Origin of the sequence: Streptomyces sp. NPDC088730, assembly GCF_044751215.1 — a bacterium.
Lineage (GTDB): Bacteria > Actinomycetota > Actinomycetes > Streptomycetales > Streptomycetaceae > Streptomyces.
In genome coordinates, this window is record NZ_JBIVLK010000004.1 from 236,064 (window position 1) to 250,726 (window position 14,663).

Genomic DNA, 14,663 nt, shown 5'->3' on the forward strand with positions numbered 1-14,663 from the left:
GGGGACCCGGACATGACCGGCGCCATCGTCGCTATCGCCATCGTCCTGATCATCGTCGGAGGAATCACGGTGTCTGTGGTCTCCCACTTCAGACTCCAGCGCCACCGCGCCGACGCCGTGGCCATGGCTTCCTACCGCAAGCTGGCCGAGGAGGCCGTCGCCCGGCAGGAGTCCCTGGAGGCCGAACTGGCGGAGCTGAAGGCCCGGGTGGGCTCGATCGACGACATGCTCCGGAGGATCGAGTGAGCCGGCTTTCGCCGAGCCGTGTACGTACGCCCGCTTCGCTGGTCCGACTGCCGCTGTCCGCTGCCCCCTGGCGGGCCTCCGGCTACCTCGCCAGCTACCTCGTGGTGGGCAGCACCCTCTTCGCCGTGGCGACCGCGGCCCTCCTGATCTCCGTGGTGGCGAGCCAAATCACGGTGACGATACCGCTGTTGATCGCCGGGGCCTGGGTGGTCAGGGGCTGCGCCCAGGTCGAGCGGAGCCGCGCGTACCTGCTGGACCAGCCGATCCCGTACGCGTACCAGGACGTCACCGAGCCCGGACTGCCCGCCCACCTCAAGGCCCGCTGCGCCGACCCCGCGATCGTCCGCGACTGTGTCTACCTCATTCTCCTCTTCCCCCCGCTGCTCCTGCTGGACCTCCTCGCACTGGCCGTCTGGCTGGTGCCGCTCGCCGTCGTGACGCTGCCGCTCTGGTACCGGGCCGCGACCGCTTCCGGCGGGACGGCGGGGCGGATCGGCTCGGACCTCGCGATCGACACCCTGCCCGGAGCGCTGGTCGTCGCGGTCGTCGCGGTGGCCCTGCTCCCCTTCGCCGCCCGGCTCGTGGTGTCGGCGGCGCAGTTGCACCTGACCGTTGCCCAGGCGGTTCTTCGCCCTCCCGCCGACCCGCTCGCACAGGTCAAGGGTGTGCTCGCCCGCCCCGGCCCGCTCGCCGTCCTGCCGAGCCCCGCCCGTGCCAGTAGTTCCACAGCGCCGACACTCGATAGGGAAACCCATGAACCGAACACCGGACGGCTCGGCTGAGGCCGTCGTCCTCCTGGACTCCGTGTACAAGACCTACGGCGGCGGAAAGAACAAGGTGGCGGCCCTCGACGGGGTCAGCATAGGCCTCCGCGCGGGCACCTTCACCGCGGTCATGGGCCCCTCCGGGTCCGGCAAGAGCACCTTCCTGCACTGCGCCGCGGGCCTGGACCGGCCGACGTCGGGCACGGTCCGGCTGGACGGCGTGGAGCTGTCCGGGCTCAAGGAACGCGATCTGACCAAACTCCGCCGCGAGCGCGTCGGGTTCATCTTCCAGGCGTTCAACCTGATGCCCGCGCTGAACGTGCGCGACAACGTGACACTGCCGTTACGCCTGGCCGGACGGCGCCCCAAGGCGGCCGATGTCGACGAGGTGATCGAACGCGTCGGCCTCGCCTCGCGTCAGAAGCACCGCCCCGGTGAGCTCTCCGGCGGCCAGCAGCAGCGTGTCGCCATCGCCCGTGCGCTGGTCACCCGGCCCGCCGTGGTCTTCGCCGACGAGCCGACCGGAGCGCTGGACACCCACACCGCCCGCGACGTGCTCGGCCTGCTGCGGGAGGCGGTGCAGTGGTCCGGTCAGACGATCGTGATGGTCACCCACGACCCGGTCGCGGCCTCCCACGCCGACCGCACCCTCTTCCTCGCCGACGGCAAGATCGTCGACTCGCTGGAACGCCCGACCGCCGACATGGTCGCCGAGCACATGACCCGCCTCGGCGCCTGGGCCGATGACCAGGCACAGGGCGCGCAGCGCGGAGCGACCCGATGATCGGTCTCGCACTGCGCTCCCTGAAGTTCCACAAGGGCGGCTTCATCGCCTCCTTCATCGCCCTGTTCTTCGGTGCCTCGATCGTGATCGCCTGCGGCGGGCTGCTGGAGACCGGCGTGCGCGGACTGGCCGCACCGCAGCGGTACGGCGCCGCTCCGATCGTCGTCACCGGGGATCAGCACTACCCCGGCTCGAACAAGGTCTTCCAGGAGCGGGTCGGTCTCGACGCCGCCGACGTGCGGAAGGTCGCCGCGGTACCCGGGGTCAAGGCCGCCGTGCCGGATCTGTCGCTGCCCGTCACCCTCCTCCGGGACGGTGGCAAGGGGGGCGTCCCGGCCACCGGCCACGGCTGGGCATCCGCCCCGCTCGGCCCGTACCGCGTCGCCGAAGGCGCACCCTCGGTCGCCGCCGGCCACGTCGCGCTGGACTCCCGGCTCGCCGCGAGGGCGGATGTCCACGTCGGTGACCGCGTCACCCTCGGGATGCGGGGGACCGCCCGCCCGTACGAGGTCTCTTCGCTGGTGAACGGTCCGGGGGACGGCGCCACGGTGTTCCTCCCCGACGCCGACGCGACGGGGGCGGCCCCGCAGACGGGCGAGGTCGATGCCATCGGGGTGACCACCGATCCCGGGGCCGACACCGAGCAGGTGCGGGCCGCTGTCGAACAGGCCCTCAAGGGCGCTCAGGTCTCGGTGCTGAGCGGCGACAAGCGGGGCCGCGCGGAGTTCCCCGAGGTCGTCACCCACGGCAAGAACCTGGTCTCGATGTCCGCCGTGTTCGGTGGAATGGCCGCCATGGTCACGGTCTTCGTGGTCGCCAGCACCCTCGGTCTCTCGATCCAGCAGCGGCAGCGGCAGATGGCGCTGCTGCGCGCGATCGGCTCGACTCCCGGCCAGGTCCGCCGGATGATCCTCGCCGAGACGTTCATCGTCGGCGTCTTCGCCACCGCGCTGGCCTGCGTGCCGGGACCGCGGCTGGGCGAATGGCTGCTGGGCCGGTTCGTGGACGCCCAGGTGGTGCCCGACGTCATGATGTACCGGGCCGGCTTCGTCCCGCTGATCGCGGGCGCCGGCGCGGCGTTGGTGACCGCCGTGGGAGCCGCCTGGATCGCGGCCCGCGGCGCCGCCCGTACCCGGCCGACCGAGGCGCTGGCCGAAGCGGCCGTGCAGCGCCGCTGGCTGAACTGGATCCGGGCGCTCGCCGCCCTGCTCTGCCTGGCCGGCGGCGCCGTGCTCGCCCTCGTCACCATGCAGATGGACGGTGCCAAGGCGGGCAGCACCGCGACTCCGGCCGCCATGCTGTGGGCCATCGGCTTCGGACTGCTGGGTCCCGGACTGACCAAGGTGGTGACGGCCGTACTGCAATGGCCGCTGCGGGCGGTCACCGGCTTCGCCGGGCACCTGGCCCTCCTCAACGCCAAGGCGCGGGCGATCCGGATGGCCGGGGCCGTGATGCCCGTCATGCTCGCCACCGGTATGGCCACTGCCCTGATCTACCTCCAGACCACCCAGAGCGTGGGCGCCGAGGAGGCGTTCAAGGACAATCTGCGGGCCGATGTGGTGCTCACCTCGGCCACCGGCGGGATCTCCCCGTCCGTGAGGGAGTGGGTGGGCGAGCAGCCGGGTGTGAAGGCGACAGCGGCGTACGTCCCCAGCTCCGGCTTCCTGGAGCCGTCGAAGGCCGAGTGGGCCGATTACGACGGCAAGGGCAGGGCGCCGAAGGGCACCCCGGTGCAGATCAACGGCATCTCACCGGAGGGCATCGAGCGTACGACCGCGGTGCGCGTGGTGAGTGGCAGCCTCGCCGGTCTGAAGGCGGACACGGTGGCGCTGCCCGAGTCGTCCGCGAAGGGGCACAAGCTCGGCGAGCGGATTCCGATGCGGCTGGGCGACGGCACGAAGGTCGAGCCCGAACTGGTGGCCACGGTCGGTGAACAGCGGGGCTACGGAGCCGCGTTGATGCCCGCGGAGCTGATCGCCGATCACACCACCAAGGGCGGCGTACCGCAGATCCTGGTCGCCGCCGCACCCGGCACCGACACCGCGGCGCTGGCGGCCAGGCTCACCGGCCCCGGGGCGCCCGTCCCGGGACTGCGGGCCGCCGAACGGGCCTCGTTGATCAGCTCGCAGGTGAAGCAGAACGACACCCAGACCTGGGTGGCCTATCTGCTGGTCGCCATGGTGATCGGCTACTCGGTCATCGCCCTGGTGAACACCCTGGTGATGGCCACCGCCGAGCGTCGCAGGGAGTTCACCCTCCAGCGCCTCGTCGGCGCCACCCGCGCCCAGGTCATGCGGATGATGACCGTGGAGGCGCTGCTGATCGCCTTCACCGGCCTGGCGCTCGGCATGCTGATCGCGGTGGCGACGCTGGTACCGCTCAGTTCCGCGGTACTCGACCGGGCCATGCCCGCCGGCCCCCCGTCCATCCTGATCACCGTCATCGCCTCCGCGCTCGTCCTGACCCTGGGCGCCACCCTGCTGGCGACCCGGATCGCCTTGCGCACCCGCCCCTCCGCCGCGATCGGCAGCCGGGACTGAGCCGAACCCAGGAAAACCCGCCCGCTTTCACCTGCTGATTTCGCCCACCACTTAACAACGTGGTGGGCGAAGTCTTGTCAAACCTAAGCTCGCTCTTATGGCGTTGAAGCCCCTCGTCAACCGTCTTGTAGCGGAATTGGAGTTTGGCTAATGCTCAACAGAGTCGTGATCGTTGGTGGCGGCACAGCCGGCTGGATGACTGCCTCGTACCTCAAGGCCGCGTTCGGGGACCGAGTCGACATCACCCTCGTCGAATCCGAGAAGGTCGGCACCATTGGTGTCGGCGAGGCAACTTTCAGTGACATTCGTCATTTCTTCGAGTTCCTCGGCCTCAAGGAATCCGACTGGATGCCGGCCTGTAACGCCACGTACAAGCTGGCGGTCCGCTTCGAGAACTGGCGCAAGCCCGGCCACCACTTCTACCACCCGTTCGAGCAGATGGGGTCTGTCGACGGCTTCCCGCTGGCCGACTGGTGGCTCCAGAACGGCCGCACCGACCGTTTCGACACCGACTGCTTCGTCATGGCCAACATCTGCGACGCCGAGCGCAGCCCGCGCCACCTCGACGGCGCGATGCTGAACCAGCCCTTCGACGAGAGCGCCGACGAGCCCCACGGTCTGACGATGTCGGAACACCAGGGCAAGACCCAGTTCCCCTACGCCTACCACTTCGAGGCCGCGCTGCTGGCCAAGTTCCTCACCAAGTACACGGTGGATCGCGGCGCCACCCACATCGTCGACGACGTGGTGGACGTCAAGCTCGACGAGCGCGGCTGGATCAAGAGCGTGCAGACCGCCGAGAACGGTGAGCTGGAGGGCGACCTCTTCATCGACTGCACCGGCTTCCGGGGGATGCTGCTCAACAAGGCCCTGGAGGAGCCCTTCATCTCCTTCCAGGACGTGCTGCCCAACAACAGCGCGGTCGCGCTCCAGGTTCCGCAGGACATGGAGGCGCGGGGCATCCGGCCCTGCACCACCGCCACCGCGCAGGACGCGGGCTGGATCTGGACCATCCCGCTCTACGGCCGGATCGGCACCGGTTACGTGTACTCCAGCGACTACATCTCGCCCGAGGAGGCCGAACGCACGCTGCGCGAGTTCGTCGGCCCCGCGGCGGCCGCGGCCGAGGCGAACCACATCAAGATGCGCATCGGGCGCAGCAACCGCTCCTGGGTCAACAACTGCGTGGGCATAGGACTGACCAGCGGTTTCGTCGAGCCCCTGGAGTCGACCGGCATCTTCTTCATCCACCACGCCGCGGAGCAGCTGGTCAAGAACTTCCCCGGCGCGGACTGGAGCCCCGTGCACCGCGACAGTTACAACAGCTCCATCGCCAACGTGATCGACGGCGTCCGGGACTTCCTGACCCTGCACTACGCGGCCGCCGCGCGCAACGACACCCAGTACTGGAAGGACGCCAAGACCCGGAAGCTGCCGGACGGGCTGGCCGAGCGGATCGAGCACTGGAAGCACCAGCTGCCGGACAGCGAGTCGGTGTTCCCGCACTACCACGGGCTGCCCCCGTACTCCTACATGTGCGTCCTGCTCGGGATGGGCGGCATCGAGCTCAAGCCCTCCCCCGCACTCGCCCTCGCCAACGGGGACGCGGCGCGGAAGGAGTTCCAGTCGGTGCACGACCGGGCCGCGGCCCTCATCGAGAAGCTCCCGACGCAGTACGAGTACTTCACCCACATGCGCCGCTGAGTCCGCGGGCGCCGTGGCGGCCCGCCGGCCGCCACGGCGCCCCCGTCGTCCGTCCCTCAGGAGCATCACTCATGACCGAACTGTCACAACTCACCGGACCGAAGCCCCCGGCCGATCAGCGCCGGGCGGCCGTCGCCGACGGCCAGCGCGCGATGATGAGCCGCTTCCCCACCGGGGTCGCCATCCTGACCGCGGTCGACCACGCCGGAACGCCGCGCGGGATGACCATCTCCTCGCTGTGCAGCGTCTCGCTGGAACCGCCGACCCTGCTGGTGTGCCTCAGGTCGGGCAGCCCCACCCTGGAGGCCGTGCTGGACAGCGGCCGGTTCGCGGTGAACCTGCTGCACGGCGCGGCACGGCCGGCCGCGGCGCTGTTCGCCTCGGGTGAGCCGGACCGCTTCGACCGGGTGCACTGGGAGCACGACACGGCCGATCCGGAGGCCGGCGGTCCGCACCTGTTCGAGGACGCCCACGCCATCGCGGACTGCCAGGTCGGCCAACGGCACCGCAGCGGGGACCATCTCGTGGTCGTCGCCCGGGTCCTGCGCGTCACCCAGTTCCCCGGCAGGCCGGAACTGGTCTACGGCCGGCGCGAGTACCGCACCTGGCCGGCCGGCGAGAACGCCTGAACGCGGCTCCGTCACGCCGAGAGGAGCGGAGGAGCGTCGTAGCGCTCCGGGGACGGTGCCGGCACGGCGACCTTCCCGTTCAGCAGGGCCATTCCCAGCGGGGTGACGGAGTGCAGCACCGTATTGCGCACCCGCCGGGTGGTGATGAGGCCGGTCTGCCGCAGCACGGCGGTGTGCTGGCTCACGCAGGGAGCGGAGACCCCCAGCCGGTCGGCGAGCTGGCCGGTGGTGCTCGACACCCTCAGCTCCTGCAGAGCCGCCGCCCTGGTCTGCCCCACGAGGGTGCCGAGCGAGTCCTGCGACAGGGAGGTCTCGTCCCACAGCGCGCCGGACTGCTCGCAGTCCGGCGGCGCGGAGAAGACCAGGGCGGCCTGGGGCCGCAGCGGATCGTGGAAGAGCCGTGCCGGACGGTGCGCGAGGAAGACCGAGGGGCTGAGGACCAGTCCGCGGCCGCCGAGCCGGACGTTCTCGTCGGGACCGTCGTGCAGGGTCAGCACCAAGCCCTTCCAGGTGACCCGCCAGCCCAGGGTGGTGAACAGCTCCTCCACCCCGCCCCTCATGACCAGCCGGCCCCGGGCCTCGGACTCGGCCTCGCAGTGGGCCAGCACCCGGTTCCAGTAAGGGGCCACGGCGGCCTGCCAGAAGTCCCCCGCCGTCGGTGCGGACGACTGCGGGCCCGGCCTGGCCCGCAGCCGCTTGTACACCTGCCGCCGCCATCGCGCGTATACCGGGCCGACGCCGCGAGCGAACAGTTCCTGAGCGAGGCGTGTCTCCGTTTCCGGGCCCGCCGTCGTCCGCAGCCGTGTTCTCGCGAGATCGTCCGCCGTGAAGTGAATTCTCTGCATGACCTTTCCCCCGTTCTCCTGGTGCCCTTCAGCCGGATTCAGCCGGCTTTCTGCCCGGTGAGTTCGGCGAAGGCGTCATCAAGGGTCGGCCGTTGCACGGAGAAATCCGCGACGCTCACCCCGGCCTTCTCCAATGCCGTGGCAGCGGCGGCAATACCGCTCATTCCGTCTCCGAGCCGCAGCGAGATGATGCCCCTTTCCCGGTCCACGACCGGTTCTTCGGCCGCATCCGCGGAAAGGGCCACGAACGCGTCACCGACCGCGTCCTGGCCCATCACCCGAATTTCCAGCCGGTCCGGGCCGACGGCTCTTTTGAGTTCGCCCGGTGTGCCCTCCGCGATGACCCGCCCGGCATCGATGACCGCGATGCGGTCGGCCAGGAAGTCGGCCTCCTCCAGGTACTGGGTGGTCAGCAGAACGGTCACGCCGTCCGCGACCAGTTCGCGGACGGCGTTCCACAGCGACATCCGGCTCACCGGGTCGAGGCCGGTGGACGGCTCGTCGAGGAAGAGCACGGCCGGCGCGGCCACCAGGCAGGCGGCCAGGTCGAGCCGGCGCCGCATGCCGCCGGAGTAGGTGCGTACGGGCCTGTCCGCGGCGCCGGTCAACTCGAACTGCTCCAGCAGCTGTCCGGCGCGCCGGCGCGCGTCGCGCCTGCCCAGGTGGAGCAGTACGCCGATGAGGGTGAGGTTCTCCCTGCCGGTGAGCAGCCCGTCGACGGCCGCGTACTGACCGGCCAGGCCGATCCGTCTGCGGACCTCGGAGGGCTGCCGGACGACGTCGAAGCCGGCCACCTCGGCGTGCCCGCCGTCCGGTACGAGCAGGGTGCTGAGCACTCGTACGGCGGTGGTCTTGCCGGCTCCGTTGGGGCCGAGCAGACCGAGGACCGTGCCCGTTGCCACGGCGAAGTCGACACCGTTCAGGGCCTGGTGGTTCTTGAAGCGCTTGTGCAGGCCTTCGGCCCGTATCGCGGTTTCCATGTGCCCTCTCGCAGAACGGCGGGGTGTGCGTCAGGAAGCGTCACCGGCGGTGGCCCGGTGGAGGCTGCTGGGCCGCATATCGGTCCAGTTCTCCTCCACGAAGGCCAGGGCGGCCTCGCGGGAGCTCTCGCCGAGGGACACCGCCCACCCCTCGGGCACCTCGCTGAAGGACGGCCACAGACTGTGCTGGCCCTCGTGGTTGACGAGCACGAGGAAGGTGCCGTCCTGGTCGTCGAAGGGGTTCGTCACGTCGGGTTCTCCATATCTCCGGGGGTGAAGACCGCAGCGGGCCTCGGCACGAACATCGTGTCGAGGCCCGCTGACACAGCCCTGACTGAAGACTGAAACGTGGTACCTACGCGGGGGCCGTCTGGCGGCCTCCGATGAAACTCACCACGTCGTTCACCGTGCGGAAGTTGTCGATGTCGAGGTCGGTGGGCTGCACCGTGATGCCGAAGGTCCGTTCCACCCACATCACCAGCTGCACCGCGAAGAGCGAGCTGACGCTGCCCGTCGCGAAGATGTCGTGGTCGTCGGTGAGTTCGGTGTCCCGCACGTGTTCGGCGATGAAGGCGCGGACGGTCTTGATGAGGTCGTCTGACATCAGGCACCTGCCTTGTTCCCGGCGCTCGCCGGTTCGTAGGGGTAGAAACCATGGCCGCTCTTACGGCCGAGCCGGCCGGCGGCGACCAGCTTGCGCAGCAGTGGCGCCGGGGCGAATTTGGAGTCGTTGAAGTTGTCCAGGAGGACCTCCAGCGAGTACATGACGGTGTCCAGGCCGATCAGGTCGGCCGTCTCCAGCGGCCCCATCTGGTGGCCGAGGCACTGCCGGAAGAGCCGGTCGATGTCTCCCGCCTGCGCGACGTTGTCCTGGAGCAGGAGGATCGCCTCGTTCACGCTGAGCATCGCGACACGGTTGGTCACGAAGCCGGAGGAGTCCTGGACCACCACGATGTCCTGGCCTATGGCCTTGAACAGTCCGCGGGTCAGCTCGATGGTCTCCGGGGAGGTGTGGAAGCCCTGGATCACCTCCACCAGCTTCTTCAGCGGCACCGGGTTCATCAGGTGGGTGCCGATCACCCGGTCCTGGCGGCCGGTGACCGAGGCCATCTTGGTGATGGGGATGGCAGAGGTGTTCACGCCGAAGACGCAGTGCTCGGGCGCCACCGCGTCCATCTCCCGGTACAGCTTCTCCTTGATGTCCCAGTTCTCGGTCACGTTCTCGACGACGAAGTCGGCGTCGGCGAGGCCGTCGAGTCCGGTACGGAACTCGATACGGGAGAGGATCTCGTCCGGGGTGCTGGTGCTCAGCCTGCGGTCGAGCATCCCGTACAGCCTGGCGTTCTCCGCGATCAGGTCCCGGGCGCGGGCCAGAGCCGCGTCGGTGGTGTCGACGAGCACCACCGACAGTCCGGCCGCCGCGAAGGCGTGGGCTCCGCCGATGCCCATCGTGCCGGCGCCGAGTACCCCTACGCGCCGGACCTGGCTGGTCTCGGTCATCACATTCCCCTGCCCGCTCGTGGTGTGTTCCGGCACCGCTCCTTCAGCGGTACCGGCCAGTCGTCGACGTCCCAGCCGTACTGGCACAGCAGGGCGTAGGTGAGCCGCTCCAGGCCGAATCCGACGCAGGCGGAGTAGACCGTCCCGCCGTCGGGTCCCTTGATGCCGAAGGCGTCACCGAAGTGCTTCTCGTGGAGGTTGAACGAGCCGACCGAGATGCTCTCGCCCGGCCCCACGTCCAGGTGGAGTTCGTGCTTGAGCTCCAGCAGGCGCTGCGAGGAGACCTGCATCGCGGTCGCCGCCCCGGCGAAGAACGGGTCACTGGCCACCTCGCAGCGGCCCGCCAGGTCGAGCTGTTCGACCAGTTCGGTGGCGCGTCGGCGGAACCGGTCGCGCGCCTCCCGGACGAACTCCGCGGTCCCGAGGAAGACCGTCTCGCGGATGGTGAAGTCCGCGAGACGCTCCATGGTCCGGTGGTACCGGGACTCGTGGCGGAACGAGCCGCCCTTGGCGGTCACCACGGTGTTCTCGGCCGGCAGGGTGGCACCGGCGAACTGGTCGAAGGTGTGGTAGCACATCGTGGGCGGCAGGCAGCGGTCCACCGGCGCGCAGCGGTGCAGCACCCGGTCGCCGATGTCCTCCCGCGCGGCCGCCTCCTCGGCGAACTCCCGGTACGTGTCCACGTCACCGTCGAGCCGGGCGGCGAACATCAGGTGCTGCGGGAAGGAGAACAGGTAGCCGCTGCGGTGCAGCGCGGACACCGGCAGCAGCGTCGGGTAGCGGTACTCCACCGCCCCGAACTCCTCGTCGATGATCTCCCGCAGCAGTCCGTCGAAAGCGTCCAGGGCGGCCAGCGCCGGTGCGCCGAGCGCCACCTGCCCCGGTCCCGCCTCGTGCACCACACCGTCCGCCAGCAGCGCGGAGAACGTCCCGGTGCGCGGCGCGCGGACCGACGGCGAGCTCCACAACACCTTGGGCGGCGTCTGCAGTTGGGGCAGCACCTCGGTCTCCACGAGGTGCCGGAGCTTCTTGGCCAGGGCTTCGGCGTCAACCGGCTGCCCGGTCGTCACCACGACGGCGCCGACCGCGTCATCGCCGGGCCCGCCGGTGACCAGCTGGAAGCCGGTGATGGATTCGGAGAGGTAGTAGACCCGTCGGTGCAGCTCGTCGCGGTGCGCGCCCGAGACCGGTACGTCGAGGTCGAGTCGGTAGGAGGGCATATCGGCTCACACGTCCTTAAGCTGCCGTGGGCAGGCCCAGCAGGCCCGCGATGATGGCCCGCTGGATGTCCGAGGTGCCGCCGTAGATCGTGCCGGCGAGTACGTCCCGCACCTCGCGCTCGATACCGAGCTCCTCGGTGTATCCGCGGGCGCCGTGGATCTGCATGGCGTCCAGGGCGGTGGTCTTCAGGCCCTCGCTGACGTAGAGCTTCAGCATGGATGCCTCGTGCATCGCGAGCCGGCCCTCCGAGCGCAGCCAGCCGACCTTGTAGAGCATCAGCCGGGCCAGCTCCAGCCGGACCCGCATGTCGGCGACCTTGTTCGAGACGGACTGGAAGGAGCCGATGGCGCGGCCGAACTGCTTCCGGGTGGCGGCGTAGTCGACGCAGCGGTTCAGCAGCCGGCTCATCACGCCGACCTGGCTGGCGAACATGAAGCCGCGTTCCCACTCCATCGTGGCGGTGAACAGCTGGTAGCCGGCCCCCTCGGCGCCGAGCCGCTGCTCCTCGCCGACCACGCAGCCGTCGAAGGCGACCTCGCCCATCAGGGTTCCGCGCAGACCCGCCTTGGGGATGTCGCGGACGCTGATCCCCTCGGTGTCCGCCGGCACGATGAAGGCGGAGACACCCCGCTGGCGGGCGCCGGTGTCGCTGGTGCGGGCGAAGACGATGAACAGGCCGGCGCTCGGCCCGTTGCTGATGAACTTCTTGGTCCCGTTCAGCACATACGTGTCGCCGTCGCGCACGGCGGTGGTGGTGAGGGAGAGCATGTCGGAGCCGGTGTCCGGTTCCGACAGGGCGTGGGCCCCCACCAGCGAGCCGTCGCAGAGCGCGGGCAGCCAGCGCCGCCGCTGCTCCTCCGTACCGTGGTCGGCGATGTAGACGGCGCAGGCGAAGAGGTGGTTGTTGATCGCGAAGACCAGGCCGTTGTCCACGCAGCCCTCACCGAGCGCCTCGTAGGCCATGATCGCCGTCAGCGGGTCCAGCCCGCCGCCGCCGTACTCCTGGGCGATCGGCCACCCCAGGACGCCGAAGTCGGCGCAGGCCTTCCAGCCCTGCTCGTCGAAGGTGGCGTTGCGGTCGTGTTCGGCGGCCTGGGCTCCGAGGTTCTCCCGGGCGAACCGGAGCACCTTGTCGCGCAACGCCTGCTGTTCGGGCGAGGGAGCGAAATCCATCAGTCTTCTCCGTGGTCGTAGGTGGCGGTCCGGGCCGTGGCGGGGCTCATATCTCCCACAGGGTCACCGCCCAGGCGGCCACCGGACTGTTGTTGAGCACGATCACCAGGTCGCCCCGCTCCAGTTCCCCGCCCGCCAGCAGGGCGTCCAGGTTGAGGACCACGTCCATCGCTCCCAAGTGCCCGTAATCGGCAAGGTGTTCACCGCAGACCGGGTGGATGGGCAGGCCGAGCAGGGTGGTGTAGAAGTCGTACGCGCTCGCGGTGACGTTCTGCATCAGGGTGGCCTTGACCCGGTCCCGGCCCACTCCGGCGTCCGCCAGCACCTGCTCCACCATGGAACCGAGCCTGCGCTGGCTGGTGGTGGCGAGCCCGAAGCGGTAGCGCGCCGGGTCCTCGCACACCTCGCGCCACTCGTACCAGGGCGATTCCTTGTAGTCGACGCGGAAGAGGTCGTGGAAGCGGCCGTCGGTCTCCTGACGGTGGGCCCGCAGGACCGGCCGGCCGCCGCGCACCATGGTCATGGCGTACGCGGCGTCGCCGACGACGGTGACCGGGAAGCGGACGCGGTCCACTCCGGTGGGGCGGCTGGCGTGGGTGATCACCACTTGTTCCCGCGCGGGATCGGCGGCCAGGAGGTCCCGGGCCAGGGCCCAGGCGACGCTGGAGCCGGTGCAGCCCAGGCCGTCGACGGTGAAGGCGAACGCCGAGGCCAGTCCGGCCTCCGCCTGCACCCGGCCCACGTCGGAGCCGAGCAGTACGTCCGGTGCGCGCGGCCCCACCATCAGCAGGGTGTCGGGGTCCCCGGGGTGTGCGGCGAACAGCTCCTGGCAGGCCCTGGCGGCGAGGGGCGCCTGCTCGGTCTCCTTGAAGACGCCGACGGTCCGCACGCCGGTGCCCCGGGCGAAGTCGGCGGTCTCCGGCGACAGCATGCCGAACTCGGGGAGGTCTTCGAGCGCCGTCTTCTCGGTGGGCAGCAGGCAGTGGATGGCTCCGATCCCGATGCTCATGCGGCGCTCCGCTCGGTGGGGGATTCCGGGGAGAGGACGACCGGCAACCCGCTGTAGCCGTCGACGAAATTCGAGAACAGCCTGGTGGGCGGGCCCGCCAGCTTGATGTCCGCGACCTGCGAGCGCAGGGCGGCGAGCAGGGCGTTCACATGGACGCGGCCGAGGAAGGCGCCGAGGCAGAAGTGCGGCCCGTACCCGAAGGCGACGTGCTTGTTGGGCGTGCGTGCCAGGTCGAAGACGTGCGGGGCCTCGAAGACGGCCTCGTCGAAGTTGGCCGAGCTGTTCCACAGGGTGACGACGTCGCCCGCCTCGATGGTCCGGTCCCGCAGGGGGACGTCCACCAGGGCCCGGCGCCCGAAGTGCATGGCGGGGGTGGTCCAGCGCAGCACCTCTTCGGTGGCACTGTCCAGGCCGGCCTCGCCGGACTTCAGCGCGTGCCACTGCCCGGGGTTCTCCGCCAGGGCGATCAGGCCGCCGACCGAGGACATCCGGCTGGACTCGTCGCCGCCCAGGATCAGGCTGTAGCAGTTGAAGACGACCTCTTCCTCGGTCAGCAGCTCGCCGTCGACGGTGGCGGTGGCCAGTGCGCTGATCACGTCGTCCCCGGGGCTGCGCCTGCGCTTGGCCGCCAGCTCGGAGAAGTACATGAGGATCTCGTTGCGCGCCATCCACTCGTCCATCTCGCTGTCGTCGGCGCTGTGCCGGGAGAGCGTCTGGGTGTTCCAGGCGACGAGCTGCTCGCGGTCCTCCCGCGGGACGTCCATGAGGTCGCCGATGGTGTTGATCGGGATCTGGTCCGCCACGTCGCTGACGAAGTCCAGTTCGCCGTGGGAGAGGGCCTCGGCGACCAGCTGCCGGGTCCGCTCGTGCACGCCGGCCACCACGGGCTCCAGCACGTGCGGTGAGAAGGACTTGAGCATCAGGTTGCGGATCTCGCGGTGGCGCGGGCCGTCGGTGACGGCCAGCATCTTGCGCGAGGCGGAGTCCTCGCCCTGGAGCAGGGTCGCCAGGACGTTGCCCCGCTCGGAGGTGAACCGCTTGTTGTCGCGGTAGAGGGCGACCACGTCCGCGTACGAGGAGATCACCCAGAACGCGGGCCCCCGTTCGGTGGCGCGGTGCCGGAACACGGGTTGCTCCGCACGGAACCTGCGCCACATGTCCGCCAGGTCGACGTCGAGGAACGTCTGCGGATCGGTGAGGTCCACCGTTTCGAGATCGCCCGCGGGCGACCGTGGTTGGGGATTCATGTGCTGTCTTCCTCCAGGGCC

General features: G+C 70.0%; 15 protein-coding genes. 6 read left to right on the forward strand and 9 right to left on the reverse strand.

Going from position 1 to position 14,663, the window contains the following annotated elements:
- The first annotated feature begins 12 nt into the window (after nt 1-12).
- The 6 genes from ACIP89_RS16160 to ACIP89_RS16185 all read left to right on the forward strand — a co-directional run bounded on the left by ACIP89_RS16160 (nt 13) and on the right by ACIP89_RS16185 (nt 6,667).
- Nucleotides 13-246 (forward strand): hypothetical protein, encoded by a 234-nt coding sequence (locus ACIP89_RS16160; RefSeq protein ID WP_401926960.1) that lies wholly within the window; start codon nt 13-15, stop codon nt 244-246.
- Complete coding sequence (locus tag ACIP89_RS16165; protein WP_401926963.1) at nt 243-1,028, forward strand: sensor domain-containing protein; 786 nt, start codon at nt 243-245, stop codon at nt 1,026-1,028. Before ACIP89_RS16160 ends, ACIP89_RS16165 begins: the two co-directional genes overlap by 4 nt.
- Nucleotides 1,000-1,794 carry an ABC transporter ATP-binding protein gene (locus tag ACIP89_RS16170; RefSeq protein WP_401926965.1) on the forward strand — a complete coding sequence of 265 codons (795 nt, stop codon included), beginning with the start codon at nt 1,000-1,002 and terminating at the stop codon, nt 1,792-1,794. Before ACIP89_RS16165 ends, ACIP89_RS16170 begins: the two co-directional genes overlap by 29 nt.
- Nucleotides 1,791-4,334 carry an FtsX-like permease family protein gene (locus ACIP89_RS16175; RefSeq protein ID WP_402115359.1) on the forward strand — a complete coding sequence of 848 codons (2,544 nt, stop codon included), beginning with the start codon at nt 1,791-1,793 and terminating at the stop codon, nt 4,332-4,334. Before ACIP89_RS16170 ends, ACIP89_RS16175 begins: the two co-directional genes overlap by 4 nt.
- Nucleotides 4,335-4,484: 150 nt before the next feature.
- Nucleotides 4,485-6,038 carry a tryptophan halogenase family protein gene (locus ACIP89_RS16180; protein ID WP_401926970.1) on the forward strand — a complete coding sequence of 518 codons (1,554 nt, stop codon included), beginning with the start codon at nt 4,485-4,487 and terminating at the stop codon, nt 6,036-6,038.
- Nucleotides 6,039-6,109: 71 nt separating this feature from the next.
- Nucleotides 6,110-6,667: a flavin reductase family protein gene (locus tag ACIP89_RS16185; RefSeq protein ID WP_401926973.1), complete on the forward strand. Its 558-nt coding sequence runs from the start codon at nt 6,110-6,112 to the stop codon at nt 6,665-6,667.
- Nucleotides 6,668-6,678: 11 nt separating this feature from the next.
- On the opposite strand, the gene ACIP89_RS16190 is transcribed toward ACIP89_RS16185, so the two are convergent.
- The 9 genes from ACIP89_RS16190 to ACIP89_RS16230 all read right to left on the reverse strand — a co-directional run bounded on the left by ACIP89_RS16190 (nt 6,679) and on the right by ACIP89_RS16230 (nt 14,642).
- Nucleotides 6,679-7,512 carry an ArsR/SmtB family transcription factor gene (locus ACIP89_RS16190; protein ID WP_401926976.1) on the reverse strand — a complete coding sequence of 278 codons (834 nt, stop codon included), beginning with the start codon at nt 7,510-7,512 and terminating at the stop codon, nt 6,679-6,681.
- Between the two features lie 38 nt (nt 7,513-7,550).
- On the reverse strand, nt 7,551-8,492 hold the full coding sequence (locus ACIP89_RS16195) for an ATP-binding cassette domain-containing protein (protein WP_402115360.1): 942 nt from the start codon (nt 8,490-8,492) through the stop codon (nt 7,551-7,553).
- Between the two features lie 30 nt (nt 8,493-8,522).
- On the reverse strand, nt 8,523-8,741 hold the full coding sequence (locus ACIP89_RS16200; RefSeq protein WP_401926981.1) for an MbtH family protein: 219 nt from the start codon (nt 8,739-8,741) through the stop codon (nt 8,523-8,525).
- Nucleotides 8,742-8,847: 106 nt separating this feature from the next.
- Nucleotides 8,848-9,096: an acyl carrier protein gene (locus ACIP89_RS16205; RefSeq protein WP_390089372.1), complete on the reverse strand. Its 249-nt coding sequence runs from the start codon at nt 9,094-9,096 to the stop codon at nt 8,848-8,850.
- Entirely contained in the window at nt 9,096-9,992 is an 897-nt protein-coding gene (locus ACIP89_RS16210; RefSeq protein ID WP_401926983.1) for a 3-hydroxyacyl-CoA dehydrogenase family protein, read from the reverse strand. The genes ACIP89_RS16205 and ACIP89_RS16210 overlap by 1 nt, the downstream gene beginning before the upstream one ends.
- The gene (locus ACIP89_RS16215) at nt 9,992-11,212 is read right to left on the reverse strand and encodes a hypothetical protein (protein WP_401926985.1); all 1,221 of its coding nucleotides are present in this window, start codon (nt 11,210-11,212) and stop codon (nt 9,992-9,994) included. Before ACIP89_RS16215 ends, ACIP89_RS16210 begins: the two co-directional genes overlap by 1 nt.
- Nucleotides 11,213-11,228: 16 nt before the next feature.
- On the reverse strand, nt 11,229-12,386 hold the full coding sequence (locus ACIP89_RS16220) for an acyl-CoA dehydrogenase family protein (RefSeq protein WP_401926987.1): 1,158 nt from the start codon (nt 12,384-12,386) through the stop codon (nt 11,229-11,231).
- Nucleotides 12,387-12,432: 46 nt separating this feature from the next.
- Nucleotides 12,433-13,395 (reverse strand): 3-oxoacyl-[acyl-carrier-protein] synthase III C-terminal domain-containing protein, encoded by a 963-nt coding sequence (locus ACIP89_RS16225; protein ID WP_402115362.1) that lies wholly within the window; start codon nt 13,393-13,395, stop codon nt 12,433-12,435.
- Nucleotides 13,392-14,642: a cytochrome P450 gene (locus tag ACIP89_RS16230; RefSeq protein WP_402115364.1), complete on the reverse strand. Its 1,251-nt coding sequence runs from the start codon at nt 14,640-14,642 to the stop codon at nt 13,392-13,394. Before ACIP89_RS16230 ends, ACIP89_RS16225 begins: the two co-directional genes overlap by 4 nt.
- Between the last annotated feature and the right edge of the window lie 21 nt (nt 14,643-14,663).

Coding starts and splice junctions, on each gene's coding strand:
- ACIP89_RS16160 (WP_401926960.1), top strand. CDS start 13: ATGACCGGCGCCATCGTCGCTATCGCCATCGTCCTGATCATCGTCGGA.
- ACIP89_RS16215 (WP_401926985.1), bottom strand. CDS start 11,212: ATGCCCTCCTACCGACTCGACCTCGACGTACCGGTCTCGGGCGCGCAC.
- ACIP89_RS16195 (WP_402115360.1), bottom strand. CDS start 8,492: ATGGAAACCGCGATACGGGCCGAAGGCCTGCACAAGCGCTTCAAGAAC.
- ACIP89_RS16220 (WP_401926987.1), bottom strand. CDS start 12,386: ATGGATTTCGCTCCCTCGCCCGAACAGCAGGCGTTGCGCGACAAGGTG.
- ACIP89_RS16205 (WP_390089372.1), bottom strand. CDS start 9,096: ATGTCAGACGACCTCATCAAGACCGTCCGCGCCTTCATCGCCGAACAC.
- ACIP89_RS16185 (WP_401926973.1), top strand. CDS start 6,110: ATGACCGAACTGTCACAACTCACCGGACCGAAGCCCCCGGCCGATCAG.
- ACIP89_RS16210 (WP_401926983.1), bottom strand. CDS start 9,992: ATGACCGAGACCAGCCAGGTCCGGCGCGTAGGGGTACTCGGCGCCGGC.
- ACIP89_RS16230 (WP_402115364.1), bottom strand. CDS start 14,642: ATGAATCCCCAACCACGGTCGCCCGCGGGCGATCTCGAAACGGTGGAC.
- ACIP89_RS16225 (WP_402115362.1), bottom strand. CDS start 13,395: ATGAGCATCGGGATCGGAGCCATCCACTGCCTGCTGCCCACCGAGAAG.
- ACIP89_RS16170 (WP_401926965.1), top strand. CDS start 1,000: ATGAACCGAACACCGGACGGCTCGGCTGAGGCCGTCGTCCTCCTGGAC.
- ACIP89_RS16190 (WP_401926976.1), bottom strand. CDS start 7,512: ATGCAGAGAATTCACTTCACGGCGGACGATCTCGCGAGAACACGGCTG.
- ACIP89_RS16180 (WP_401926970.1), top strand. CDS start 4,485: ATGCTCAACAGAGTCGTGATCGTTGGTGGCGGCACAGCCGGCTGGATG.
- ACIP89_RS16175 (WP_402115359.1), top strand. CDS start 1,791: ATGATCGGTCTCGCACTGCGCTCCCTGAAGTTCCACAAGGGCGGCTTC.